Below are 23,786 nucleotides of genomic sequence, written 5' to 3' on the forward strand. Positions count from 1 at the left end.
CGCGATGACAAGCTTTGCTATACTTGGCTATCCGGAGGCGGACGATGAACGTATCCCTTACCCCCGAACTGGAACGGCGGATCGAAGAGCGCGTGGCAAGCGGGCTGTACGGTTCGGCCAGCGAGGTGATGCGTGAGGCGCTGCGCCTGTATTTCCGCATCGACGAAGCCAATGGGCGTGCGTTGGAGCGGCTGAACCGGGACATCGGCGACGCCATCGGCCAGTTGGACCGTGGAGAGGGGATAGCCCCGGAGGATGCCCGGCGCCTGTCAAAGGAGCGCATCGCCGCGCGCCGGCAGGCAAAGGGTGGTTCGGACCAGCGGTGAGCGGCCTTTACACCCTGGCGCCATTGGCGCTCGACGATCTCGACGCGATCCATGTCTTCATCGAGGATGCCGAGGGCGCCGATGCGGCCGACCGGCTTCTCGACTCACTCTACGACTCCTTCGAACGGATCGCCGCCAGCCCCGGCCTGGGTCATCGCCGCCCCGATCTGACCGGCTACGATGTCTTCTTCTGGACGGCTTTGCGGTGGTACGCGGTGATCTACCGAAAAGCGTCGGCGGTCGAGATCGTTCGGGTCATCCCTTGGCGCCGCATGGAACCCGTCCTGCTGACACCCGCCGGCGGCCTGTGGATGTGACCGCCGGCTTTGGTGAGGTCCTTACGCCCCCGGCTCGTTGGCGTTGGGGAAGAACAGCTGTTCTCCGTTGATGGTGTAGTCGGCGATGGCCTTCTGGCCCTCGGCCGAGACCAGCCAGTCGACGAAGGCCTGCCCGTCGGCCGCCTTGACGTGGGCGAACTTGGCCGGGTTGACCAGCATCGCGCCATACTGGTTGAACAGGCGCTTGTCGCCCTCCACCAGCACCGTCAGCGGGCCGCGGTTCTTGAAGTTCAGCCAGGTGCCGCGGTCGGTCAGCGTATAGCCGTTCATCGCGGCGGCGGTGTTCAGCGTCGGGCCCATGCCCTGGCCGATGGAGCGGTACCAGCTCTCCTTGGGCTCCGCCTTGGCCGGGTCGAGGCTGGCGGTCTTCCACAGCGCGAGTTCGGCCTTGTGCGTGCCGCTGTCGTCGCCGCGCGACACGAAGGGGGCCTTGGCGGTGGCGATCTTCGACAGGGCGGCGGCGACGTCCCTGCCGCCCTTGATGCCGGCCGGGTCGGCGGACGGGCCGACGATGACGAAGTCGTTGTACATCACCGGCTTGCGCTGGGTGGAGAAGCCTTCGGCGACGAACTTCTCCTCCGACGGCTTGTGGTGGACGAACAGCACGTCGGCGTCACCGCGCCTGGCGAGGTCGATGGCCTGTCCCGTGCCCTTGGCGACGACCCGCACCTCGATGCCCGTCTTGGCGGTGAATTTCGGCAGGATGGAGCCGAACAGGCCGGAATCCTCGGTCGAGGTGGTGGAGGCCACCGTGATGAAACGGTCGGCGGCGGATGCGGCCGACGGGACGGCGACCTGGATCAGGCCGGTCAGAGCCGCGGCGGCGGCAACCCCCAGCACGAACGAACGGCGCAGCATCACTTCACTCCTCCCACAGGCGTTGTTGCTTGAAAGGCATAGCGCATGCCGGTCGCACTTGCAAAGGCTTGCCAAGCTTCCGTCAGTTTTGCCGCATGCCGGAAAAAGCGGCTTCGACCGGCTCAGGCGCGCTCGCCGGTCTCCTTCAGCAGGGATGCGGTGAGGTTGACGGCCAGCGACAGCGTCATCAGGACGAGACCGAGCGCCAACGCCATCGGCAGGTCGCCCTTGCTGGTCTCCAGCGCGATGGCGGTGGTCATGACGCGGGTGACATGCTCGATGTTGCCGCCGACGATCATCACCGCCCCGACCTCCGCCGACGCTCGCCCGAACCCGGCCAGCACGGTGGTGACGAGGCTCCAGCGCGCTTCCGCCAGCAGGGTCGCCAGCCGCCGGAACGGCCCGGCGCCGGTGACGCGCAGCAGATCGTCATACTCGACCAGAAGATCCTCCACCGTCTGGCGGGAGAGGGAGGCGACGATCGGCACGATCATCACCGTCTGGGCCACGATCATCGCGGTCGGCGTGAACAGCAGCCCCAGCACCCCGAACGGGCCGGAGCGCGACAGCAGCAGATAAACCACCAGCCCGACCACCACCGGCGGAAGCCCCATCAGCGTGTTCAGCACGATGGCGACCACACGCCGCCCCGGAAATCTCAATGCGGCGACGGCGGCACCCAGCGGCAGGCCGATCAACGTGGCGGCGGCGACGGCGGTCAGGCTGACCCGCAGCGACAGCCCGACGATCTGTACCAACCCGTCGTCAAGCGTGGCGATCATGGATACGGCCAGCGCCATGGCCTGGGAAAAGTCGTGCATGGTGTCCAGATCAAAAATGAAATTGCTTGGGCCGGGGACTTGTCCGAAGACCGGCGCTCGCCCACACTCGCGCGCATGAGCCCTATCATGAGTCTTAAGACCTTCACCATAGCGCCCGACCCGGCGGACCCCAAGCTGACGGAGCGCGTCCGCGGCCTGGACCAGGACGGCCGCGAGATCGAGACTGCCGTGACGGTGGAACGGCCGCTGACCCTGTACCTGAACGGGCAGGAGATCGTCACCATGATGACGATCGGCGACTATCCCGACTGTCTTGCCGTCGGCTATCTGCTGAACCAGAACATGCTGCGGCGCGACGACCGGATCACCGGCATCGACGTGGACGAGGAAACCGACACCGTCGTCGTCCGAACCGAGCGCGCGACCGATTACGAAGCGAAGCTGAAGAAGAAGACGCTGACCTCCGGCTGCGCCCAGGGCACCGCCTTCGGCGACGTGATGGAGACCTTCGAATCCGTCAGCCTGCCGACCGATCTGCGGCTCCGCACCTCGTGGATCTACGCGCTGTCCAAGCAGATCAACCTGCAGCCCAGCCTGTATCTGGAGGCCGGGGCCATCCATGGCTGCGTGCTGTGCCAGGAGGACCGGCCGCTGATCTATATGGAGGATGTCGGCCGCCACAACGCGGTGGACAAGGTCGCCGGCTACATGCACCTGAACGGCATTCCGGCCGGGGACAAGATTTTCTACACCACCGGGCGACTGACCTCCGAGATGGTGATCAAGACGGTGCAGATGGGCATTCCGATCCTGATCTCGCGCTCCGGCTTCACCGCCTGGGGCGTGCAGCTGGCGCGGCAGGCAAACCTGACGCTGGTCGGCCGGGCCAAGGGCAAGCGCTTCATCGCGCTGGCCGGCACCGACCGGCTGGTCTTCGACACCGATGCCGCCGGGGCCGACGACGAGGACCGCCGGCATGGACGCAAGGGAAGTCGCGATGACGACTGAGACACAGCATCGGGATATTGGCCACCGGGATATTGGCGGCGTCCTGCTGGCGGGCGGCCTGTCGCGCCGGATGGGCGGCGGCGACAAGTGCCTGCGCCCGCTCGGCGGGCAAACCATCCTGGAGCGGATCGTCGCCACCGTCCGCCCGCAGGTGGGGCCGCTGGTGCTGAACGCCAACGGCGACCCGGCCCGCTTCGCCCATCTCCATCTGCCGATCGCCGCGGATGTGGTGGAGGGCTATGCCGGCCCGCTCGCCGGCGTGCTGACCGGCATGGAGTGGATGCGCGGCACCGCCCCCGGCGTCGCCTGGGTCGCCAGCTTCGCCACCGACGCGCCCTTCATCCCGCGCGACCTCGTCACCCGCATGGTGGCGGCGCTGGAGCGGGAGGGCGCCGACCTCGCCTGCGCCCGCTCGGGCGGGCAGGAGCATCCCGTCTTCGGGCTTTGGGCGATCCGTCTGGCCGGCGACCTGCGCCGGGCGATGGTGGAGGAGGGCATCCGCAAGGTCGATGCCTGGACCGCCCGCTATCGGCTGGCCGTCGCCGATTTCGATTTCGAGCCGGCCAATTCTGTGGATCCCTTCTTCAACACCAACCGGCCGGACGATCTGGCCGAGGCGGAACGCCTGCTGGCTTCGGGACGCGTGTGATGACGGAATCTCTTGGCCCCCAATCGCTGGAGCGCATCGAGACCATGCCGCTGGGCATCGTGGTGGAGCGGCGCCGCGGCGTCACCGCCTGGGCCGACTGGAGCTGGCGCCCGGTGTCGGTCATCCCCGGCGCCGGCCCGGTCGATCCGCCCGGCCGCGTACTGATGGAAGGCGAGGGCTGGAACCACAGCCATGCCGCTACCCTGACGCTGGAACTGTTCCGTACAGACACGGAGGGCTACCGCCTGAACCTGTCGCAGGACCCGCCGCGCCTGTGGGTGGTGATGCGCCCCGGTCCGGACGGAGAGGAACTGGTGCCCTTCACCGTCACCGCATCGGCCCATGAAGGGGAGGGCTATCAGGTCGGCAGCGACGTGGTGGAAACCGTACCGATGCCGGATGAGGTGATCTCGCTGGTCCGTGATTTCGTCGAGCAGCACCATGTCGACGTCCCCTTCCACAAGCGCGAACGCAAGCGCCATTTCGAGAAGGATGAGCGGCGGCAATGAGCGGCGAAGCCTTCCTGTCGCGCTGGTCGCGCCTGAAACGCACCGCGGTCAAGCCGGAGCCGGAAGCCGTCGACGTTGCGCCTTCCGTCGAGGAGAGCGCTGCGCTTCCGGTCGCAGTTGCCGACGAGGTGCCGGCTGATCCCGCGGAGCCGGACGCTCCGGCAACGGCTGACGGCGAAACCGACGACCCTCTGAAGGACCTGCCGCCGATCGAGGAACTGACCGGCGAATCCGACTTCACCCCCTTCCTGCGCGCCGAAGTACCGGAGGACCTGCACCGGCAGGCCCTGCGCAAGCTGTGGACCTCCGACCCGATCTACGCCAACGACGACGGGCTGAAGGACTACGCCGACGATTACGCCAGCCTGTTCACCGGCAACGTCCCGGTGAAGACCCTCTACCGCGTCGGCGAGGGGTTCCTGAACATGCTGGACGAGGCGGCGGAAGGGGTGGCGGAGGGAGCGGAGCCTTCTCCCGTCCCTGCTGCCGATGCCGAACTTGCAGAGGCAAGCGATACCCCCTCTCCCCAGCCACCGATCCCCTCTCCCCCCCGGGGAGAGGGTTAGGGTGAGGGGGACGCGTTGCGGAACCTCATCAGTCCGCGCGCAGTCCCCATCGTCCCAACATCCTTCCCATGCATCCCCCTCACCCCGACCCTCTCCCCAGGGGGGAGAGGGAGTGTTCTCCCCCCTCGCAATTGTCCCCTTAAATTGCGACCAATCGTCGCGCCAGATTGGACTCCTTCGAAACTCAGGGGCGCTCTGTTAGCGCGAGCATAGCGCAGCGACAAAGATTCATTTGTCTCCCCTTCCGGACGCGTCCTTAGTTGACAAAAGGATAGGTTCAGTCCTTCTATTATCTGCCTGCGCAATGCTAAGCCACTGTAAGGCAACGGCTTTTCGCAGGTGCATCAAAAGGGGTTTTGGACGGGGCCAACGGACGGCGCGCGGTGTGACCGCGACGCCGGCATCTCCGTCTGTGTGTCCGGGAGGAGTTTGCGGCACGTGTCGAGGGCCGTCGATCATACCATTTCCCCCGCGGTCGCGGAGGAGGAACTGCTGCGTGCGCAGGTCTACGCCCTGCTAGCGCGCCTGCTGTCGCGCGCGCCCGACGCGGACTTCCTGGCCGCGCTGGCCGGCGTGGCGGGGGAGGGCGGCGAGTTCGGCGCGGCTCTCGACCAGCTGGCCGAAGCGGCGCGCGGCAGCGACCCCGCCGCGGTGGAGGAGGAGTTCACCACCCTCTTCATCGGTGTCGGCGGCAGCGAGCGCACCCCCTACGGCTCCTACTACCTGACCGGATTCCTGAACGAGAAGCCGCTGGCGGAACTGCGCGTCGACATGGCGCGGCTGGGCATCGCCCGCGCCGACGGCGTGAAGGAGCCGGAGGACCACATCGCAGCGCTGTGCGAGATGATGGCCGGCCTGATCGGCGGCGAGTTCGCCCCCGAGGACGGCGGCACGGTCGGTCTCGAGGCGCAGCGGGCGTTTTTCGACCGCCATGTTGGCTCCTGGGCCGGGCGGTTCTTTGCGGATTTGGAGACCTCGCCGTCGGCCCGCTTCTATCGGGCGGTCGGTGCGGTCGGACGAAGTTTTCTGGCGGTCGAGGCGCGCGCCTTCGACCTTGCGGCGTAAAGGTGAGGAGCGAAGCCATGACGCGGAACGCGGTCAAAGCCAAAGAAGAAGCTGCCAAGCAGCACCAGGACACGCAGAACACGGACAAGACGCTCGCCCGGCGCGACCTGTTTCGCGTCGCCGGCCTGGGCGTCGGTGCGCTGGGCGCCGTCGCCGCGGGGGTGACCGCCACCGGCGGGACCGCCGAAGCCGCTCCGGCGGAGACGACGACCTCCACCGGCTACCGCGAGACCGACCATGTCCGTCGGGTCTACGAACTGAGCCGCTTCTAAGAGGAACGCCCCGATGCTCATCAAGAAAAGCTCGGCCACCTCGGGCGGCCGTCACCTTGCCCGCACCCTGTCGCAGACGCTGGCCTCCGCCACCGGCGTCACGGTCGACCGTCGCGCCTTCCTGCGCACCTCCGGCATCGCCGCCGGCGGCGCCGCGCTCGCCTCCGCGATGCCGTTCGGCATGGTGAAGAAGGCCGACGCCGCCACCGCGGCCGCCGTCGCCGGCGCGCCCGTCAAGCAGGTCAAGTCGATCTGCACCCACTGCTCGGTCGGCTGCACCGTGGTGGCCGAGGTGCAGAACGGCGTCTGGATCGGGCAGGAGCCCGGCTTCGACAGCCCGATCAACCTGGGCTCGCACTGCGCCAAGGGCGCCTCGGTGCGCGAGCACGCCCACGGCGACCGCCGCCTGCGCTATCCGATGAAGATGGTCGACGGCAAGTGGACCCGGATCAGCTGGGACCAGGCGATCGAGGAGGTCGGCTCCAAGCTGCTGTCGATCCGCGAGCAGTCGGGCCCGGATTCGGTGTTCTGGCTCGGCTCCGCCAAGCACAGCAACGAGCAGGCCTATCTGTTCCGCAAGTTCGCGGCCTTCTGGGGCACCAACAACGTCGACCATCAGGCGCGCATCTGCCACTCCACCACCGTGGCCGGCGTGGCGAACGTCTGGGGCTATGGCGCCATGACGAACAGCTACAACGACATCCAGAAGTCGCGCGCGCTGTTCTTCATCGGCTCCAACGCCGCCGAGGCGCACCCCGTCGCCATGATGCATGTGCTGAAGGCGAAGGAGCAGAACAACGCGCCGCTGATCGTCGCCGATCCGCGCTTCACCCGCACCGCCGCCAAGGCCGACGAGTACATCCGCTTCCGTCCGGGCACCGACGTGGCGCTGGTCTGGGGCATCCTCTGGCACGTTCTGCAGAATGGCTGGGAGGACAAGGACTACATCGCCAAGCGCGTCTACGGCTTCGACGACATCCGCGCCGAAGTCGCCAAGTGGACGCCGGAAGAGGTGGAGCGCGTCACCGGCGTTCCGGGTTCGCAGCTGAAGCGCGTTGCCCGCACACTGGCCTCCAACCGTCCGGGCACCCTGGTCTGGTGCATGGGCGGCACCCAGCACCACATCGGCAACAACAACACCCGCGCCTATTGCGTGCTGCAGCTGGCGCTGGGCAATGTCGGCATGGCCGGCGGCGGCACCAACATCTTCCGCGGCCATGACAACGTGCAGGGTGCGACCGACTTCGGCGTCACCTCCGACAGCCTGCCCGGCTATTATGGCCTGGCCGAGGGCGCGTGGCGCCACTGGGCGCGTGTCTGGGAGGTGCCGTACGACGACGTGCTGGCCCGCTTCAAGGACAAGAAGCTGATGGAGGCCACCGGCATTCCGGTGTCCCGTTGGTTCGACGGCGTCCTGGAAGCCAAGGAGAACCTGGACCAGCCGAACCCGGTCAAGGGCATGGTCTTCTGGGGCCACGCGCCGAACAGCCAGGTCCGTCTGCCCGACATGAAGAAGGCGATGGAGAAGCTGGAGCTGCTGGTCGTCGTCGATCCGTTCCCGACGATGACCGCCGTGCTGCCGGACCGCAAGGACAACTTCTACCTGCTGCCGGCCGCCACCCAGTTCGAGACGGTCGGGTCGCGCACCGCGTCCAACCGCTCCGTCCAGTGGTCCGACAAGATCATGGAGCCGCTCTTCGAATCGAAGGTCGACCATGAGATCATGTACCTGTTCGCGAAGAAGTTCGGCTTTGCCGAGCCGCTGTTCAAGAACATCAAGGTCGAGGGCAATGTCCCGGTGATCGAGGACATCACCCGCGAGTGGAACCGCGGCATGTGGTCCGTCGGCTACACCGGCCAGTCGCCGGAGCGTCTGAAGCTGCACATGCAGCATCAGGCCACCTTCGACAAGACGACCCTGCGCGCCGTCGGCGGCCCGTGCGACGGCGATTACTTCGGCCTGCCGTGGCCCTGCTGGGGCACGCCGGAGATGAAGCATCCCGGATCGGCCAACCTGTACGACACCTCGCTGCCGGTGGCCGAGGGCGGCGGCGCCTTCCGCGCCCGCTTCGGCGTGGAGCGCAACGGCGTGACGCTGCTGGCCGAGGGCTCCTATCCGGAAGGATCGGAGATCAAGGACGGCTATCCGGAAGTCACCATGGCGATGCTCCAGAAGCTGGGCTTCGACAAGGACCTGACGGAACAGGAACTGGCGGTCATCCAGAAGATCGGCGGCGACAAGATCGGCGCCGTGTCCTGGACCACCGACCTGTCGGGCGGCATCCAGCGCGTGGCGATCAAGCACGGCCTGAACCCGCCGGGCAACGCCAAGGCGCGCTGCGTCGCCTGGAACTTCCCGGACCCGGTTCCGATCCACCGCGAGCCGCTCTACACCCCGCGCCGCGATCTGGTCGCCAGCTACCCGACCTATGCGGACACCAAGTCCTGGCGCGTGCCGACGCTGTACAAGTCCATCCAGGACCGCGACGTGTCGAAGGAGTATCCGATCATCCTCACCTCCGGCCGTCTGGTCGAGTATGAGGGCGGCGGCGACGAGACGCGCTCCAACCCCTGGCTGGCCGAACTGCAGCAGGACATGTTCGTCGAGATCAACCCGTTCGACGCCAACAACGCCGGCATCAAGGACGGCCAGATGGTGTGGGTTGAAGGCCCGGAGAAGGGCAAGGTGAAGGTCAAGGCCATGGTGACCGAGCGTGTCGGCCGCGGCGTCGCCTTCATGCCCTTCCATTTCGGCGGCGTGTACCAGGGGCAGGATCTGCGCTCCAAGTACCCGGCCGGGGCCGACCCGATCGTCCTGGGCGAGGCCGCCAACACGGCGACCACCTACGGCTACGATTCGGTGACCCAGATGCAGGAAACCAAGACCACCCTTTGCCGCATCCAGGCGGCCTGACGCGCGGGAGTTTGAACCATGGCCCGGATGAAATTCCTGTGCGACGCCGAGCGCTGCATCGAGTGCAACGCCTGCGTCACCGCCTGCAAGAACGAGAACGAGGTCCCCTGGGGCATCAACCGCCGCCGCGTCGTGACCATCAACGACGGCAAGCCGGGGGAGCGGACGATCTCGGTCGCCTGCATGCATTGCTCCGACGCGCCCTGCATGGCGGTCTGCCCGGTCGACTGCTTCTACCAGACCGCCGAAGGCGTGGTCCTGCACAACAAGGACCTGTGCATCGGCTGCGGCTACTGCTTCTACGCCTGCCCGTTCGGCGCGCCGCAGTATCCGCAGGCCGGCAACTTCGGCACCCGCGGCAAGATGGACAAGTGCACCTTCTGCTCGGGCGGTCCGGAGGCCGACAATTCGGAGGCCGAGTTCAAGAAGTACGGCCGCAACCGTCTGGCCGAAGGCAAGCTGCCGCTCTGCGCCGAGATGTGCTCGACCAAGGCGCTGCTGGCCGGTGACGCCGACAAGGTGTCGGACATCTACCGCGAGCGCGTGACTGCCCGCGGCTTCGGGTCCGGCGCCTGGGGCTGGGGCACCGCCTACCAGACCAAGTCCGGTCAGGAACGCGGCCAGCCCGGCGGCTCGCTGTTCCAGGGCACCGGCGGTGCGGCCGGCGGGCTTCCTGTGCAGAAGCAGGGGCTGTGACGGTGACGATGGTGAAGGCGCGCACTGTGCTGATGGCGTTCGGCGCAACGCTCCTCCTGGCCGGGTGCCAGGAGGACGCGACCCCGCGCCCGATCCATCTGGACAAGGGCGTCTACCGGGGCGCGGCCGACACGCCGCGCACCGCGGACGAGGTGCGCGCGCTGCAACAGCGCGCCGCCTATCAGGGTGTGCGATAGGGAGCGTCCGATGGAAGGTCATCGCATGAAGACGGCTATCGCCGCCCTGCTGCTCGGGATCGGCCTTGCCGCCGGCGCGGCACTGCCGGCCGCCGCCCAGTCCAGCGTCCGCGTCGGCGGTCCGGCCGATCTGCAGGCGGATACCCGGCAGATCGACCGCGAAGCGCCGCCGGTGCCCACCCAGGTTCCCGGGAAGAGCGTCGCCGAGGGCTGGCACGGCATCCGCCTGGGCGAGCAGGGCACCGTCTCCATCCCCAACAAGCAGGCCGGCGTCCTGATCCAGTCGGAAGGCGAGGCCTGGCGCGCGGTGCGCAACGGGCCGCTCAGCCAGTACGGCACCTGGGTGCTCGCCGGCATCATGGCCCTGCTGGTGCTGTTCTTCCTGGTCCGCGGGCGCATCCGCATCGACGGCGAGAAGACCGGCCGCACCATCCAGCGCTTCAACGCCTTCGAGCGCGGCGTGCACTGGCTGACCGCCGGCAGCTTCGTCGTGCTCGCGATCTCCGGTTTGAACGTGCTGTACGGCCGCTACACGCTGCTGCCGCTGATCGGGCCGGAGCACTTCGCCGCTTTCACCCATTACGGCAAGCTGGCGCACAACTTCCTTGGCTTCGCCTTCATCCTGGGCGTGGCGCTGATCTTCGTCCTGTGGGCCCGGCACAACATCCCGTCCCGCCATGACCTGACCTGGTTCCTGAAGGCGGGCGGCCTGTTCTCCAAGGGCGTCCACCCGCCGGCGCACAAGTTCAACGGCGGCCAGAAGATCATCTTCTGGTCCACCGTGGTCGGCGGTGCCGCGCTGGGCTTCACCGGCGTGCAGCTGATCTTCCCCTTCAGCTTCGCGACGCTGGAGGAACTGCAGCTCTACCAACTGCTCCACGCCGCCATCGCGATCATCATGATCGCCATCATCCTGGCGCACATCTACATCGGCTCCGTCGGCATGGAAGGCGCCTTCGACGCCATGGGCGACGGTCAGGTCGAACTGCAATGGGCGCGCGAGCACCATTCGCTGTGGGTCGAGGAAGTGACCGGCGAGAAGGTGCGCCACGGCCATCATCACGGGACGCCGGCGGAGTAGGGCCAGCTGGTATGTCTGTCGGCGTTAGACCCCCACCCTAACCCTCCGCCGCTGGGCGGGGGAGGGGACAAGCGCTTGTGGGGGCGGGGGCGGCAGTCCCTCCCCCGCCCAGCGGGGGAGGATAGGTGGGGGTCTAACGCCGACGGCAGCCGACACCCCTTGACCCTCACCACACTCCATGGCCCCCTTGGCGCTCACACCACCCCGGATGCGCCCGCCATGACCACCCATCTCGCCGAACGCCAGGCCGTGATCGACGGCTGCCTCGCCATGAACCGGCTGGGCATCAACCAGGGCATGTCGGGAAACCTGTCGCACCGGGTGGAGGGTGGATTCCTGGTCACGCCGACCAGCATGCCCTATGACGCGATGACCCCGGAAGACATCGTCGAGATGGGTTTCGACGGCACCTATCTGGGCAACCGCCGGCCCTCGTCGGAATGGCGGATCCATCGCGACATCCTGCGAGCCCGGACGGACGTGACGGTCGTGCTGCACGCCCATCCGACCTTCGCCACAGCGTTGGCTGTGCATGGCCGCGGCATTCCGTCCTTCCATTACATGGTGGCGCTGGCCGGCGGCGATTCAATCCGCTGCGCCCCTTACGCCACTTTCGGCACACAGGAGCTGTCCGACCATGCTCTGACCGCACTGGACGGGCGGTTGGCCTGTCTGCTGGCGAACCACGGCATGATCGTGTTGGGGACGAGCATGGCGAGCGCCCTGTCCCTGGCCGTGGAGGTCGAGACGTTGGCCCGGCAGTATCTCCATGCCCAGCAGTTCGGCGAACCGGTGATCCTGCCGCCCGACGAGATCGCGCGGGTGGCGGAGAAGATGCGGCGGATGAAATACGGACAGCCGGTCGACGACAACGATGCGCCGGAAGACACCGCGCGTCCGCGCTCCTGATCCCCCGGCTTACGGCCCGATCTGCGTCATCGACGTGCTGCCGGCGAGATGACCGGCCGGCTTCAGCGTGGCAACCCGCAGCAGCGGCTTGGCATTCCCAACCGCCTCCACCTGCAGCGCACGTTCTTCCGCCGGTGCTTCATAGACGGCGGGAAGGGCGATGGTGATGCGGGTGCCCTGGCCGGGTTCGCTCGCCACCTCGATGTCGCCGCCCAGCATCGCGGTGTAATGTCCGACCAATGTCAGGCCCAGCCCGGCGCCGCGCGGCTTGCCCTGCCCACGCGTCGCCACGGTACCGTTGCCGGCCCCCTGGACGAAGGGCTGGAACAGCCGGCCGGTCTGCGCGCTGGGGAAACCGCGGCCGCTGTCGGTCACGGTGAAGCGGTACCAGCGGGAGCCGTTGCGCTCCACCCGCTCCGCCGACAGGGTGACCGTGCCCTCCTGCGTGAACTTGCAGGCGTTGTCGAGCAGGTTCAGCAGGGTCTGCCGCACCTTGGTGAAGTCGGAATGCATCTGCCCGAGCCCGGTGGGGGCGGTCAGCTCCAGCGCATTGCCGTAGAGGTCGGCGGCGGGCATCGACCGTTCGCGCACCTCGGTCAGCAGCCGGTTGATGTCGAAATCCTGCAGGCAGACGTCCATCGCCCCGGCTTCGATCTTCGCATAGTCCATCAGGGCATCGACCAGGGTGGTCAGCTGCTCGCCGGTCCACTGGATATGCTCGACGTCGGTCGCGAGTTCGTCGACGCCCAGCCGGTGCAGGTCGGTCATCAGCGACTGGCTGGCATTGACGATCTCGGTCAGTGGGCCGTGCAGTTCCTGGCCCATATTGACGAGGAAGTCGCTCTTGGCCCGGCTTGCGGCCTCGGCCATCGCCTTTTCCCGCAGCAGGCGGGTGTGTTCCACCTCCGCCTCGCGGCGTTCGCGTTCGGTGTCTTCAGTGGTGCTGCGCAGGGTTTCCACCGCACGCGCCATGGCGGCGATCTCGTCCTCCCCGGTCAGCGCCGGCAGTATCACGTCGGTGCGGCCGGCGGCCAGAGCCGTCACGGCGGTCGCCATGGTCTTCATCGGCGCCGCCACGCTGCGCTGGACCAGCCAAAGCGCCAGCAGCCCGGCCAGCAGAACGGCACCGCCGATCCACAGGGCCACCGTGGTGTAGCCCGACAGCCCGTTCGCCAGCGTGCCGCGCAAGGCCTGGGTCCCGGCCTCCGCCCGGCGGCGGATCTCGCCGAGATTGGCGGCGATCCCGGCGGCGTTGGCGGCCATCGCCTCCGCGCGCAGGGTGTCCTCTTCCGCGACGGCCGATTCAATGGCGGTCAGCACGCCGCCGGCCTTGGACAGCAGGGCCGATACCTCGTCGATCGACTGCTTGGTGCCGGGGACCCACAGGTAGCGGTTCATTTCCGCCAGCCGGTCGCGGGCGACCTCGAGCTGGGCGCGCATCGCCTCTGCATCTTGGGGATCGCGGCGGTCGATGAAGCGAGTCAGATGGTCTTGCATCAGCAGCACGGCGATGGCCGCGTCACTGGCCAGAGCGGTCGAATCGACGCCGCCGGCACTCTTGAGATGGTCCAGCCTCTGGCGGGTCTGGGCGACCATCGGCTCCAGCACGCCGGTGATCTGGCCGTTGCGGTCGCTGCGCAGGGCGATGACCTTCTGCACCGCGGCCCAATAGTCGTCGAGCGCCGACTTGGCCTTGTCGACGCCCTGGCGATCCGCGATCTCCGCCGCGCCCCTGGACAGGGTGTCGAGCCGTTCGCGCAGCGTGTCATGCCGCCAGGAGGCGTCGAGCAGGCTCTGGTCGTCGCCGTAGGTCAGATGGTCGCGCACGGCGACCTCCAGGTCGCGCAGGCTGACGTCGGCGTCCGCCGCAGCCTGCGACAGGTCGGCGCGGCCGGAGAAGGCGCCGATGTCGCGCGACACCGCGTGGAACCAGCCGAGTCCGACCAGCGCCAGCAGGGCCACCAGCCCGAGCGCGATACCGAAGCCCGTGCTGACCCGGGCCGACACGGTCATGTCGCGGAATCGGGTCCGGCGGCCGCTCCGGGACAGAATGCCGTTCCGCTTCACACCGACTCCCGCTTGCGCTGTGCCTGACGAGTTGCATGGGTGGCCACAACCGTTGGCCGGCTCCCGCGCGGCGCGGATTGTAGCTCGGTGATCCCCTCAGGCAAACAGACAAGTGTGCGACGGAGTACCGCCAAAGGTCAGGAGCCGTCCCCGGAGGTGAAGGCATAGGCATGCATGCCCAGGCTGCCATGCTCGAATCCCGCATGCAGACGCTCGGTTCTCGGCTGCGGCCCGGCGGCGCCGAATGCCACCGGCAGCGGCAGGAAATGCTCGTCGCTGGGATGGGCGAGGCGGGCATCCGGGCTGGCGGTCAGCCACTCGCCAAGGGCTTGGGTGTCGCCGGCCTCCAGCGTCCGGTCCAGCCAGCCGGCGAAGCCAGTCGCCCAGGCCGCGGCGCTGGTCCCGCCGAACCGAAAATCCCGCAGATTGTGAACCGCGCCACCGCTGGCGAGGATCAGCACGCCGTCCCGCCGTAGCGACTCCAACCGCCGCCCCAACGCGATGTGGTCGGCGGCGCTGCGGTGTGGCATCACCGACAGCTGCGCCACCGGGATGTCGGCATCCGGATACATCAGCATCAGCGGCACCCAGGCGCCATGATCCAGGCCCTGCGCCGGGTCGATCGCCGCGCCGGTCAACTCCGCGACCCGGTCAGCCAATGCCGGGGCGCCGGGGGCAGGATAGCGCATGCGGTAAAGCACGTCGGGGAAGCCGTAGAAGTCGTGAATGGTCTCAGGCGCCGTTGCACCGCTGACCGCGGGGACGCGGGTCGTCCAGTGGGCGGATACCGCCAGGATGGCGCTCGGCCGGCCGAGCCTGTGGCCGAGCCCGGCCAGGAAATCGCGGCCGGTGCTGGTCTCCAGGATCAGCGTCGGGGCGCCGTGGGAGACGAAGACCGTCGGGAACGGGGCGGCGGACGCGGCGGACGGCTGGGCGAAGGAGGACATGGACGAACGGAACTCCGGCCGGGCTGTGGGGGGAGGGCGGCGACGGTTCCATTCGAGCAAAGAAAAACCCCGGCGCCTAGGCCGGGGTTTCTCGAAAGTCCGTTGCTCACGCCGCAACAATGGTCAGGGGACCCGTGCCGCTGCGGAACCCGGTCACTCCAACCGGTGGGGACCGATCAGTGCAGGTGCTTCGGCAGCTCGCCGATCGACTGCTCGATCAGCTTGTCGGCCTGCATCGGCGGCAGGCCGCCGGACAGGACGCGCTTGCTGGCGCCGATGGCGACGTCGACGGTCAGGTTGCGGACCTCGGCCAGCGCCGCGGCTTCCGCCTGGGCGATGCGGTCCATGGCCTGGGCCTCGCGGCGCTTCAGCGACGCTTCCAGGTCGGTTCCGGCCTGGGCCCGCAGACGGGCGGCTTCCTCGCGGGCATGGGCCAGGAAAGCCTCCGCATCCTTCTGGGCGTCGGCCAAACGGCGCTGGTAGCCGTTCAGCAGGGCCTGGGCGTCCTTGTGCAGACGCTCGGCCTCGTCCAGTTCGGAACGGATGCGCTCGGCGCGGCCGTCCAGCATGGTGCCGATGGCGGCCGACGCCTTCTTCCAGACCAGGGCCACGAAGATGACGAAGGCGACGAAGACCCAAAATTCAGGTGCGTTCATCCCCGGCGCTCCTCAAGCACGGCCGCGACGGCGGCATCCGCCTGGGCCTGATCGACCTCGACACCGGCCAGGCGGCCGGCGATGTCGCGGACGATCCCGGTCGATTCGGCGCGGATGTTGGCCAGGGCCTGATCCTTCGCCGCGGCGATGGACGCCTCGGCGCTGCGCAGACGCTCGGTGATATCGGCGTTCAGCTGGGCCTGGCGGGCCTGGTTGTTCGCCTCGATATCGGCGCTGGCCTGGGCGATGACGCCCTGGGCCTCGCTGCGGGCGCCGGCGAGGGACTTCTCGACCTGGGCCAGGATGGCCTCGGCCTCTTCCTTCAACTGGGCGGCCTTGGCGAGATCACGCGAGATGCGTTCCTGCCGCGCTTCCAGAACCTCGGCCACGCGCGGAAGCGCCTTCTTGGACATGAGGTAGTAGAGAACGCCGAAGGTCAGAGCCAGCCAGAAGATCTGGGTCGGGAAATTGGCGGGATTGAGCTGCGGCAGGCCGCCGGAAGCGTGCTCGCCGCCGTGCGCCGCGTCCGGAGCGTGCTCCGCCGCGGCCGCCAGGACGGTGCCGGCCATCGTGGTGAGGGTGACGAGCGAGGCGCCCGCCACTCCCGACCAGCGGGCCAGCCGGCCTTTGGCCAACAGGTTCGGCATGATCGGTCCCCCTAGGCAAAGGAGCGGCGCCGAAACTTCGCTTAAGAAGCCCGGCGCCGCGTCAGAGCTGTTTTTTTTAAAAGCCGCTCTGGCCTTAGGCGAACAGGATCAGGAAGGCGATCAGCAGGGCGAACAGCGCGACGGCTTCCGTCAGCGCGAAGCCCAGAATGCCGATCGGGAAGACCTTCGGCTGGACGGCCGGGTTACGGGCGATCGAGCCGATCAGGGTCGAGAAGATGTTGCCGATACCCAGGCCGACACCGGCGAGGGCGATGACAGCCAGACCGGCACCGATGAACTTGGCGGCTTGAGGATCCATTGTACTCTCTTCCTCTAGGTAAGGGTGAACTTGTTGGAACTTGAGGTGGACAGGAGGTCCGGCCTTTCGCCGGGAGCCGCTTAGTGCAGCTCCAGAGCGTCGCGGATGTACAGGCAGGTCAGGATCGAGAAGACGTAGGCTTGCAGGAAAGCCACCAGGAACTCGAAGCCGGTCAGGGCGACGTTGATCGCCAGCGGGACGAGGCCGGTGACGAAGCCCAGCGCGCCGAGACCGCTGATCATCATGACCGTGAAGCCGGCAAAGACCTTCAGCATCGTGTGACCGGCCATCATGTTGGCGAACAGTCGGATCGAGAGGCTGACGGGGCGCATCACGTAGGAGATCACCTCGATCGGGATGAGGATCGGGGCGAGCGCGATCGGAGCGCCATGCGGCATGAAGAAGGAGAAGAAGTGCAGGCCGTGCTTCAGCAGGGCCAGGATGGTCACGAACACGAACACCGTCGCCGCCAGCGCGAAGGTCACGATGATGTGGCTGGTGAAGGTGAAGGTGTAGGGGATCATGCCAATCATGTTGCCGATCAGCACGAACATGAAGATCGAGAACACGAACGGGAAGTAGGGCTTGGCGTCGTGGCCGGCGTTGTCGCGCACCAGGTTCGCGACGAACTCGTAGAACATCTCGGCCAGCGCCTGCAGACGGCCGGGAACCATCGACTTGTTCGCCATGCCCATGACCAGCAGGGCGTAGATCGCCGCCACGGCCACGACCATGAAGAAGGCCGAGTTCGTGAAGGACACGTCGTAGCCGCCGAGCACGATCTGGAACAACGGGTTGATTTGGAACTGGTGCAGCGGATCCAAGGTCGTCCTCGCTCAGTGTGCGTCGCCGTCTTGGCGCTCGTTGTCGTCCCCAGTGGGCCGGCGGTAGCCGGCGGCGATGCCGAAGCCGGTGACGGCCCGGTAGACGTTCAGGACTCCCGCCGCGGCCCCAAGGAAGAACATGACGATCAGTCCCCAGGGCGCGGTGCCGAGCCAGCGATCGAGCAGAAGCCCGCCGCCGACGCCGACGATCATGGCCGCAACAAGCTCCGTCCCGATGCGCCAGGCGGTGGCGAGGGCGCCCTGCGGCGGACGATGGTATTTGCTACCAGGTCCGCCAGACCAGCCGCGTTGTCCCTCACGCGCCTTCCGCAACCGGGCTTCGAGGTCACCCAAAGGATCGGGGGGCGTTTTGTTGTCCATTCCGCCTCTCAATCACCCTTGGCACTCGTTGGCTCGCAGCCATGCGAAAGCGGCGAGACCATACGGGTGGGGCGTTACCCTGTCAAGTCGCAAAACCTGCGGTGTAAACCATTGAAAATATTGAGAAAGACAGGAAATGTCGCGGATTTTGCCGCGGTGCGGCGCGTTGTCCCGCTCCAGCATGCGAAAAAACCCGGTGGTATGACCGCTTTTCCGGGTTTTTTGAGGGCTTTTCACCCCCTCTGCGCAGCTCAGCCGGCGATCCGTCCGGACAGATCCTGCACGATCTTGTCCGCCCCGGTGCCGCCGGGATACACGCCGACGAACTTTCCGTCCGGCCCCATCAAATAGATGAAGCTGGAATGGTCCATCAGGTAATCCTCGGGCTTTCCATCCTTCTGCGGCGCTTTGGCGTAATAGACGCGGTAGGCGCGGGCGGCATCGCGCACCTGCTCCGCCGTGCCGGTCAGCCCGACCAGCCGGGGGTGGAACAACGCCACATAATCGTTCATGTGCGCCACAGTGTCGCGGTCCGGATCGACCGTGATGAAGACGGGCTGCACCTGCTCCGCCTTCGGACCCAGCTTGTCCAGCGCCTGGGTCATCACCCCCAATTCGGTCGGGCAGACGTCCGGGCAGTAGGTATAGCCGAAATAGATCAGCATGTACTTGCCGCGGAAATCGGCGTCGGTGACGGTGCGTCCGCGGTTGTCGGTCAGCGCGAAGGGCCCGCCGATGGGTACGGCGGTCTTCGCGCCGGCTTCCACGGTCGTTGCGGCGTTGCGCACCTGCCACCAGGCGACGCCGGCGGACACGGCGATGGCGAGGACGGAGGCGGCGGCGATGCGGATGAGTCGTGCCTTCATGATGCGTCAGGAATGGGGCCGCCTGCCGCCCAGGTCAAGAGGCAGGGCGCGGTCAGTCCGTAGGCCATATGCCCGTCACGCCGCCCGTTTGGCCGTAGACGGCTCGATTGCACCGCCGGCCGTTTGGCGAATGGCGGCCAGATGCTCGCCGATCCGCTTGTCGGCGCGCTGGATGTGTTCGAACAGCCATTCGCGGGTCAGGGCCAGCAGTTCGTCCGCCACGGAGTCGCCGGCATCCAGCCGGCGGCGCAGGTCGCCGGCCTGGGTGCGCAAAGCCTCGTGCTGGGCCTTGTGGGCCTTGGCGTCGGGATAGCCGCATTGGTCCATCAGCCGCTCCTCCTGCTCGAAATGCAGGACCGTGTAGGCCATCAGCCGGCCGATCGCCTCACCGAGCGCCCGGCGGTCGCCGGTGTTGCCGCCGGAGGAGCCCTTCGCCTGCCGCGCCAACGAGGCAGCCTCGTTCATCAGCGCGATCAGGATCATATGGTCGGTGTCGATTCCCTCCTCCCCGACCGCCAGGCTGTCGGTCCAGGGCATGAAGGTCTCCGACCCGTCCGGCGGGACGTCGTGGAGCGCGGCGAGCGGTGCCGCATTGATCGCCTCGACATTGACCAGGAAGGCGTCGACCATCCCGCGCAGCCACTCCGCCTGCCGCGACAGCCCGCCGGCGGCGTCCAGCAGCGCGCCGGCCGACCGTTCGGTCTCCAGCGCCGCGTCGGACACGGCGTCGATGCTGGTGGAGACCTGCCGGGTTCCCTCCGCCGCCTCTCCGGCGCTGCGGGCGATCTCGCCGGTTGCCGCGCCCTGTTGCCGGACGGCGGCGGCGATGGAGGTGCCGATCTCGTCGCTGCGGGCGACGATGGTGCCGATCTCGCGGATGGCGGCGACGGCGGTCCGTGTGGCTTCCTGCACCTCGGCGATGTGGCGGGCGATCTCCTCCGTGGCCTTGGCGGTCTGGTTGGCGAGCGTCTTCACCTCGCCCGCCACCACGGCGAACCCCTTGCCCATCTCGCCGGCCCGTGCCGCCTCGATGGTGGCGTTCAGCGCCAGCAGGTTGGTCTGGCCGGCGATTCCGGCGATCAGGTCGGCCACTTCGCCGATCTTCTGGGCGGCTTGGCCCAGGCCGTCGATCCGCTCCCCCGCCTTGTGCGATGCCTCCACCGCCTGGGTGGAGATGGCCGACGAGGTCACCACCTGCTGCCCGATCGCCGCGATGGAGCCGGTCAACTGCTCCGCCGCCGAAGCGACGGTCTGCACGCTGCTCGACGCCTGCTGCGAGGCGCCGGCGACGGAGGTCGCCTCGCGCCGGTTGCGGTCGGCGGTGGCGGACAGGGCGCGGGCGGTGGTCTCCAGCGTGCCGACGGCGGTGCCGACGGTGCGGATGGTTTCCGCGATGGTGGCGTCGAAGCGGTCGGTCAGCCGTTTCAGCGCCTGGGCGCGCTGCTCGCCCACGCGATGCTCGATCTTCTGCCGCTCCCAATGGCCGGCAAGATCGATCTGCTGGACGCGGAAGACCTCCACGGTGCGGGCCATGGCGCCGATCTCGTCGCCGCGGCCGAGACCGGGCACGGCGACCGCGCTGTTGCCGCCGGCCAGATCCTGCATGACCCGGCCCAGCCCGCCGAGCGGCCGGACGATGGCCCGGCTGACCAGCAGCGCCAGAAGCCCGGCGGCCAGCGCGATCAGCAGCCCGGTGCCGGCCAGCCGCCACGCGGCGCGGCGGAAGGCGTCGTCGACGTCGTCGATGTAGATGCCCGATCCGACCAGCCAGCCCCACGGGGCGAATCCCTTGACGTAGGACAGCTTCGCCACCGGCTCCGCCGACGCGGGCTTCGGCCAGAGGTAATCGACGAATCCGGCGCCCTCGGCCTTCACCACGCGCACGAAATCCTGGAACAGCAGCTTGCCGTTGGGGTCGGCGTTGCGCGACACGTCGGTGCCATCCAGCTCCGGCTTGATCGGGTGCATGACCATGCGGGGGCTGAGGTCGGTGACGAAGAAATACTCTTCGCCGTCGTGACGCAACGCCTTCAGCGCAGCCTTCGCGCCGGCCTGCGCCTCGGTGCGGGAGAGGGCGCCGGCACGTTCGCGCGCCTCGAAATGGGTGATCAGGCTGTGGGCGATCTCCACCACGTTGCGGGTCTTGTCGCGACGGTCGGCCATCATCTCGGCACGCAGCCCCATCAGGCTGACCACGGCGATCAGGACGAGCCCAACACCCGCCGCCGCCAGGATCAATGCGATCTTGCCCCGGATGCTGATGCGTTCGAACACGGCAACGGTCACGGCTGCGGCCCCCTCGGCGATGTCCTTAAAATTTTGTGGACATTTGCCGGGGTTGGCTCGGCCGTCAAGCCTATTTGCTCGTATATCCTATGTTTCGCTCAACTGAATGTCATAGATGCAACCATAGCAGGGTGTGAGAGGCGAGGCCGCCGATATCGACGGGCGGGAGGCGCCGCATCGACGCCTCCCGTGCAACATTGCGGCGAATGGCCGCGGTCAGAGCACCGTCAGCATGCTGGCGACCAGCGGATGGCGGACGATGTCCTTCTCGGTCAGGCGGGCGACGGCGATGCCCTCCACCGCCTCCAGCCGCCGGGCGATGTCGGCCAACCCGGACAGGTTGTCCAGCAGGTCGGTCTGGTCGGGGTCGCCGGTCAGCACCATGGTGGAATGCCAGCCCAGCCGGGTCAGCAGCATCTTGATCTGCGCGTAGGTGCAGTTCTGCGCCTCGTCGATCACCACGAAGGCGTTGTTCAGGGTTCGGCCGCGCATGAAGCCCACCGGCGCGATCTCGATGGTGCCGTCGGCCATCATCATCCGCAGCCGCTTCGACCCCAGCCGGTCGGTCAGCGCGTCGTAGAGCGGGCGCAGGAAGGGCGCCATCTTCTCGTGCATGTCGCCGGGCAGGTAGCCGATGCTCTCGCCGGCCTCGAGCGCCGGGCGGGAAAGGACGATGCGATCGACGCTGCCCGATTCCAGGGCCTCCACCGCCGAGGAGATGGCGATGTAGGTCTTGCCGGTGCCGGCCGGTCCGAGCGCCACCACCAGATTGTGCGCCTTGATGGCGTCCATCAGAAGCTTCTGGTTGGGGTTCTGCGGCTTGACCTTGCGGACGTAGCTCTGGTCGCGGCGGTCGTCGCTCCCACCAAGCGGATCCCAGCCGGTGGCGGCGGGGCTGCTCATGCCGGGGAAAAGCGGGTGGACGGTGGAGTCGTCCGCCGCGGCGATGCCTTTGCTGGAACGCTTGGCCATGTCGCATCTCCTCGAATGGTGGGGGTGGCGCCGGAGTCAGGCACGCCGGCATCCGGGCACAAAAAAACCTCCCGCAGGGGGAGGCTCGATCGGGCGCATGGATGCTCGTTGATGAGTGCTTCGCCGGGCGTTGCTGCCGGGCGTCGTGCCGGATCCGGACATGCCGGTGCGGGCCGACGGGGGAGGTGCTCTATAAGCGAAACAAGGTGCAAGAGAACCTCGTCGTCGTTGGAAGCCACGCATCCTGACTGTACCGGTCTCAACGCACGGCGTCAGGCAAAATTGCGGCCGACGCGAAATATTCATACTAGATGTGGTGTGGGTGCCGCAGGAAACCCGAAGGGGCGGGGTTGGTAACCCTTTCCGCCGAGCCGCATCGGCCGCCGGATGGCCTTCCGGCTGATGCGGCCGAAAGGCTTTGCCGCTGCCGGACGCTTTGATTACACTGTGCGGCCACGGGGGAAATCGAACGATATGCTGCAACCCTGGCCTGTCCGCGCAGGTGGACGGCCGCGGCCCGAGGCCGTCGCTGTCGGCGATGGCCGGGCGGGGTGGGGATTTGTCCGTCGCCGGGCGATGGCCCGGCGTTCGGGCGCGGCATTCGATTGTCACCCATGGGGGCGGGGAAACTCTTGAATCCAACCGCTGCGGACGGCTAGAAGGCGCGGATTGGCTGGCTCGATGCCGGTGCCGGGCGCGATGGCGATCGGCTCCGGACCGGACGCAGGGCGGAACCAGACGCATGGCGGACCGGACGCACGGCACGGGACGGCAGGAACGAACGGGAAGGCTACGGTGAGCAGCGCCAGTCAGGTCGCCGAACGGGATGTGCCGTTCCAGTTGCGTGGCAACTCCTTCACCATGATGGTGCTGAAGGTCTTTGCTCCGACATCGCCGAATTTCTTCACCCAGCTGAACGTCAAGGTGCGCCAGGCGCCCAACTTCTTCCACAACGCGCCGGTCGTGCTGGATTTCGACGACCTGCCGGAGTCCATCGTCTTCGACCTGGGCGCCTTCGTGGCGCAGGTGCAGGCGTTGAACCTGCTGCCGGTCGGTTTCCAGGGCGGACCGCAGGCGGTGCGCGAGGCGGCGATGAATGTCGGCCTGACGCCGATGCCGTCGGGCCGCGCCGCCAAGCTGGAAGAGGTGGTGAAGGCCCCCGATCCCCGCCAACCGGATCAGCAGGCGCCGGTCGCCGCGCCGCAGGTGCTGATCGAGGTCGTCCACCGCCCGACCGTGGTGGTGACCGAACCGGTGCGCTCCGGCATGCGGGTCTATGCCGAGAAGACCGACCTGATCGTCACCAGCTCCGTTTCCCCGGGGGCGGAGTTGCTGGCCGACGGCAACATCCATGTCTATGGCGCATTGCGCGGCCGGGCGCTGGCCGGTTTCTCCGGCGACACCAACGCCCGCATCTTCTGCCACAGCCTGGAGGCGGAGGTGCTATCGGTCGCAGGCAATTATCGCATCAGCGAAGACATCGGCAGTGACTTTTACAAGAAAGCCGTGCAGGTTTTCCTGCGCGACGGCGTCCTCAGCATGGACCTTCTGAAGACGGGCTGAGACGCGGTAGGATAGGATCTTTTCCGAAGGGTGAAATCTTCGGAACGTCTATGGTATCGGTGACGGCAACTTTGGGATTATGGGAGAG

Annotated in this window: 26 protein-coding genes; 14 read left to right on the plus strand and 12 right to left on the minus strand. The window is 67.6% G+C overall.

Annotation, left to right across the window (positions count from 1 at the left end):
• Positions 1-44 precede the first annotated feature (44 nt).
• On the plus strand, positions 45-326 hold the full coding sequence (locus tag ACWPKK_RS02640) for a type II toxin-antitoxin system ParD family antitoxin (protein ID WP_324869546.1): 282 nt from the start codon (positions 45-47) through the stop codon (positions 324-326).
• Positions 323-643 carry a type II toxin-antitoxin system RelE/ParE family toxin gene (locus tag ACWPKK_RS02645; protein ID WP_452000864.1) on the plus strand — a complete coding sequence of 107 codons (321 nt, stop codon included), beginning with the start codon at positions 323-325 and terminating at the stop codon, positions 641-643. Before ACWPKK_RS02640 ends, ACWPKK_RS02645 begins: the two co-directional genes overlap by 4 nt.
• 21 nt (positions 644-664) lie before the next feature.
• Here ACWPKK_RS02645 and ACWPKK_RS02650 read toward each other — a convergent pair whose 3' ends face one another.
• Together ACWPKK_RS02650 and ACWPKK_RS02655 are read right to left on the minus strand one after the other, a co-directional pair.
• Complete coding sequence (locus ACWPKK_RS02650) at positions 665-1,522, minus strand: substrate-binding domain-containing protein (protein ID WP_452000866.1); 858 nt, start codon at positions 1,520-1,522, stop codon at positions 665-667.
• A gap of 122 nt (positions 1,523-1,644) precedes the next feature.
• On the minus strand, positions 1,645-2,343 hold the full coding sequence (locus tag ACWPKK_RS02655) for an ABC transporter permease (protein WP_452000868.1): 699 nt from the start codon (positions 2,341-2,343) through the stop codon (positions 1,645-1,647).
• An 87-nt stretch (positions 2,344-2,430) separates the two neighbouring features.
• On the opposite strand from ACWPKK_RS02655, the gene fdhD reads away from it, so the two are divergent.
• From fdhD to ACWPKK_RS02710, 11 genes are all read left to right on the plus strand, one after another.
• On the plus strand, positions 2,431-3,312 hold the full coding sequence (gene fdhD, locus ACWPKK_RS02660; RefSeq protein WP_452000869.1) for a formate dehydrogenase accessory sulfurtransferase FdhD: 882 nt from the start codon (positions 2,431-2,433) through the stop codon (positions 3,310-3,312).
• The gene (gene mobA / locus ACWPKK_RS02665) at positions 3,302-3,961 is read left to right on the plus strand and encodes a molybdenum cofactor guanylyltransferase MobA (RefSeq protein WP_452000871.1); all 660 of its coding nucleotides are present in this window, start codon (positions 3,302-3,304) and stop codon (positions 3,959-3,961) included. The genes fdhD and mobA overlap by 11 nt, the downstream gene beginning before the upstream one ends.
• Positions 3,961-4,470 carry a DUF3305 domain-containing protein gene (locus ACWPKK_RS02670; protein ID WP_452000873.1) on the plus strand — a complete coding sequence of 170 codons (510 nt, stop codon included), beginning with the start codon at positions 3,961-3,963 and terminating at the stop codon, positions 4,468-4,470. Before mobA ends, ACWPKK_RS02670 begins: the two co-directional genes overlap by 1 nt.
• Complete coding sequence (locus ACWPKK_RS02675; RefSeq protein WP_452000874.1) at positions 4,467-5,036, plus strand: DUF3306 domain-containing protein; 570 nt, start codon at positions 4,467-4,469, stop codon at positions 5,034-5,036. The genes ACWPKK_RS02670 and ACWPKK_RS02675 overlap by 4 nt, the downstream gene beginning before the upstream one ends.
• 438 nt (positions 5,037-5,474) lie before the next feature.
• Positions 5,475-6,101 (plus strand): TorD/DmsD family molecular chaperone, encoded by a 627-nt coding sequence (locus ACWPKK_RS02680; protein ID WP_452000876.1) that lies wholly within the window; start codon positions 5,475-5,477, stop codon positions 6,099-6,101.
• A gap of 17 nt (positions 6,102-6,118) precedes the next feature.
• The gene (locus ACWPKK_RS02685; RefSeq protein WP_324869555.1) at positions 6,119-6,373 is read left to right on the plus strand and encodes a formate dehydrogenase; all 255 of its coding nucleotides are present in this window, start codon (positions 6,119-6,121) and stop codon (positions 6,371-6,373) included.
• A 13-nt stretch (positions 6,374-6,386) separates the two neighbouring features.
• Positions 6,387-9,287, plus strand: coding sequence for a formate dehydrogenase subunit alpha (locus ACWPKK_RS02690; RefSeq protein WP_452000878.1), 2,901 nt, complete (start codon positions 6,387-6,389; stop codon positions 9,285-9,287).
• A gap of 18 nt (positions 9,288-9,305) precedes the next feature.
• The gene (fdh3B, locus tag ACWPKK_RS02695; RefSeq protein WP_452000879.1) at positions 9,306-9,983 is read left to right on the plus strand and encodes a formate dehydrogenase FDH3 subunit beta; all 678 of its coding nucleotides are present in this window, start codon (positions 9,306-9,308) and stop codon (positions 9,981-9,983) included.
• Positions 9,984-9,985: 2 nt separating this feature from the next.
• Positions 9,986-10,180 carry a hypothetical protein gene (locus ACWPKK_RS02700; protein ID WP_452000881.1) on the plus strand — a complete coding sequence of 65 codons (195 nt, stop codon included), beginning with the start codon at positions 9,986-9,988 and terminating at the stop codon, positions 10,178-10,180.
• A gap of 25 nt (positions 10,181-10,205) precedes the next feature.
• Complete coding sequence (locus ACWPKK_RS02705) at positions 10,206-11,261, plus strand: formate dehydrogenase subunit gamma (protein ID WP_452000883.1); 1,056 nt, start codon at positions 10,206-10,208, stop codon at positions 11,259-11,261.
• Between the two features lie 219 nt (positions 11,262-11,480).
• Complete coding sequence (locus tag ACWPKK_RS02710; protein WP_452000884.1) at positions 11,481-12,170, plus strand: class II aldolase/adducin family protein; 690 nt, start codon at positions 11,481-11,483, stop codon at positions 12,168-12,170.
• A gap of 9 nt (positions 12,171-12,179) precedes the next feature.
• On the opposite strand, the gene ACWPKK_RS02715 is transcribed toward ACWPKK_RS02710, so the two are convergent.
• The 10 genes from ACWPKK_RS02715 to ACWPKK_RS02760 all read right to left on the minus strand — a co-directional run bounded on the left by ACWPKK_RS02715 (position 12,180) and on the right by ACWPKK_RS02760 (position 22,135).
• Complete coding sequence (locus ACWPKK_RS02715) at positions 12,180-14,183, minus strand: sensor histidine kinase (RefSeq protein ID WP_452000886.1); 2,004 nt, start codon at positions 14,181-14,183, stop codon at positions 12,180-12,182.
• A 191-nt stretch (positions 14,184-14,374) separates the two neighbouring features.
• The gene (locus ACWPKK_RS02720; RefSeq protein WP_452000888.1) at positions 14,375-15,184 is read right to left on the minus strand and encodes a DODA-type extradiol aromatic ring-opening family dioxygenase; all 810 of its coding nucleotides are present in this window, start codon (positions 15,182-15,184) and stop codon (positions 14,375-14,377) included.
• A 176-nt stretch (positions 15,185-15,360) separates the two neighbouring features.
• Entirely contained in the window at positions 15,361-15,840 is a 480-nt protein-coding gene (locus ACWPKK_RS02725; RefSeq protein WP_149223115.1) for a F0F1 ATP synthase subunit B family protein, read from the minus strand.
• The gene (locus tag ACWPKK_RS02730; protein ID WP_149223116.1) at positions 15,837-16,487 is read right to left on the minus strand and encodes a F0F1 ATP synthase subunit B family protein; all 651 of its coding nucleotides are present in this window, start codon (positions 16,485-16,487) and stop codon (positions 15,837-15,839) included. The genes ACWPKK_RS02725 and ACWPKK_RS02730 overlap by 4 nt, the downstream gene beginning before the upstream one ends.
• Positions 16,488-16,581: 94 nt before the next feature.
• On the minus strand, positions 16,582-16,806 hold the full coding sequence (locus ACWPKK_RS02735) for an ATP synthase subunit C family protein (protein WP_012973363.1): 225 nt from the start codon (positions 16,804-16,806) through the stop codon (positions 16,582-16,584).
• An 80-nt stretch (positions 16,807-16,886) separates the two neighbouring features.
• Positions 16,887-17,630: a F0F1 ATP synthase subunit A gene (locus ACWPKK_RS02740; RefSeq protein ID WP_149223117.1), complete on the minus strand. Its 744-nt coding sequence runs from the start codon at positions 17,628-17,630 to the stop codon at positions 16,887-16,889.
• A 12-nt stretch (positions 17,631-17,642) separates the two neighbouring features.
• A complete protein-coding gene (locus ACWPKK_RS02745; RefSeq protein WP_324869563.1) occupies positions 17,643-18,011 on the minus strand; it encodes an AtpZ/AtpI family protein in 369 nt (122 codons plus the stop codon).
• Between the two features lie 251 nt (positions 18,012-18,262).
• Positions 18,263-18,877, minus strand: coding sequence for an SCO family protein (locus ACWPKK_RS02750; protein ID WP_452000889.1), 615 nt, complete (start codon positions 18,875-18,877; stop codon positions 18,263-18,265).
• Positions 18,878-18,952: 75 nt separating this feature from the next.
• The gene (locus ACWPKK_RS02755; protein ID WP_452000891.1) at positions 18,953-21,163 is read right to left on the minus strand and encodes a bacteriohemerythrin; all 2,211 of its coding nucleotides are present in this window, start codon (positions 21,161-21,163) and stop codon (positions 18,953-18,955) included.
• 216 nt (positions 21,164-21,379) lie between these two features.
• Positions 21,380-22,135 (minus strand): PhoH family protein, encoded by a 756-nt coding sequence (locus ACWPKK_RS02760; RefSeq protein ID WP_452000893.1) that lies wholly within the window; start codon positions 22,133-22,135, stop codon positions 21,380-21,382.
• 795 nt (positions 22,136-22,930) lie between these two features.
• Here ACWPKK_RS02760 and minC point away from each other — a divergent pair.
• Entirely contained in the window at positions 22,931-23,698 is a 768-nt protein-coding gene (gene minC / locus ACWPKK_RS02765) for a septum site-determining protein MinC (RefSeq protein ID WP_246024252.1), read from the plus strand.
• The last annotated feature ends 88 nt before the right edge of the window (positions 23,699-23,786 follow it).

Source organism: Azospirillum largimobile (assembly GCF_977007025.2).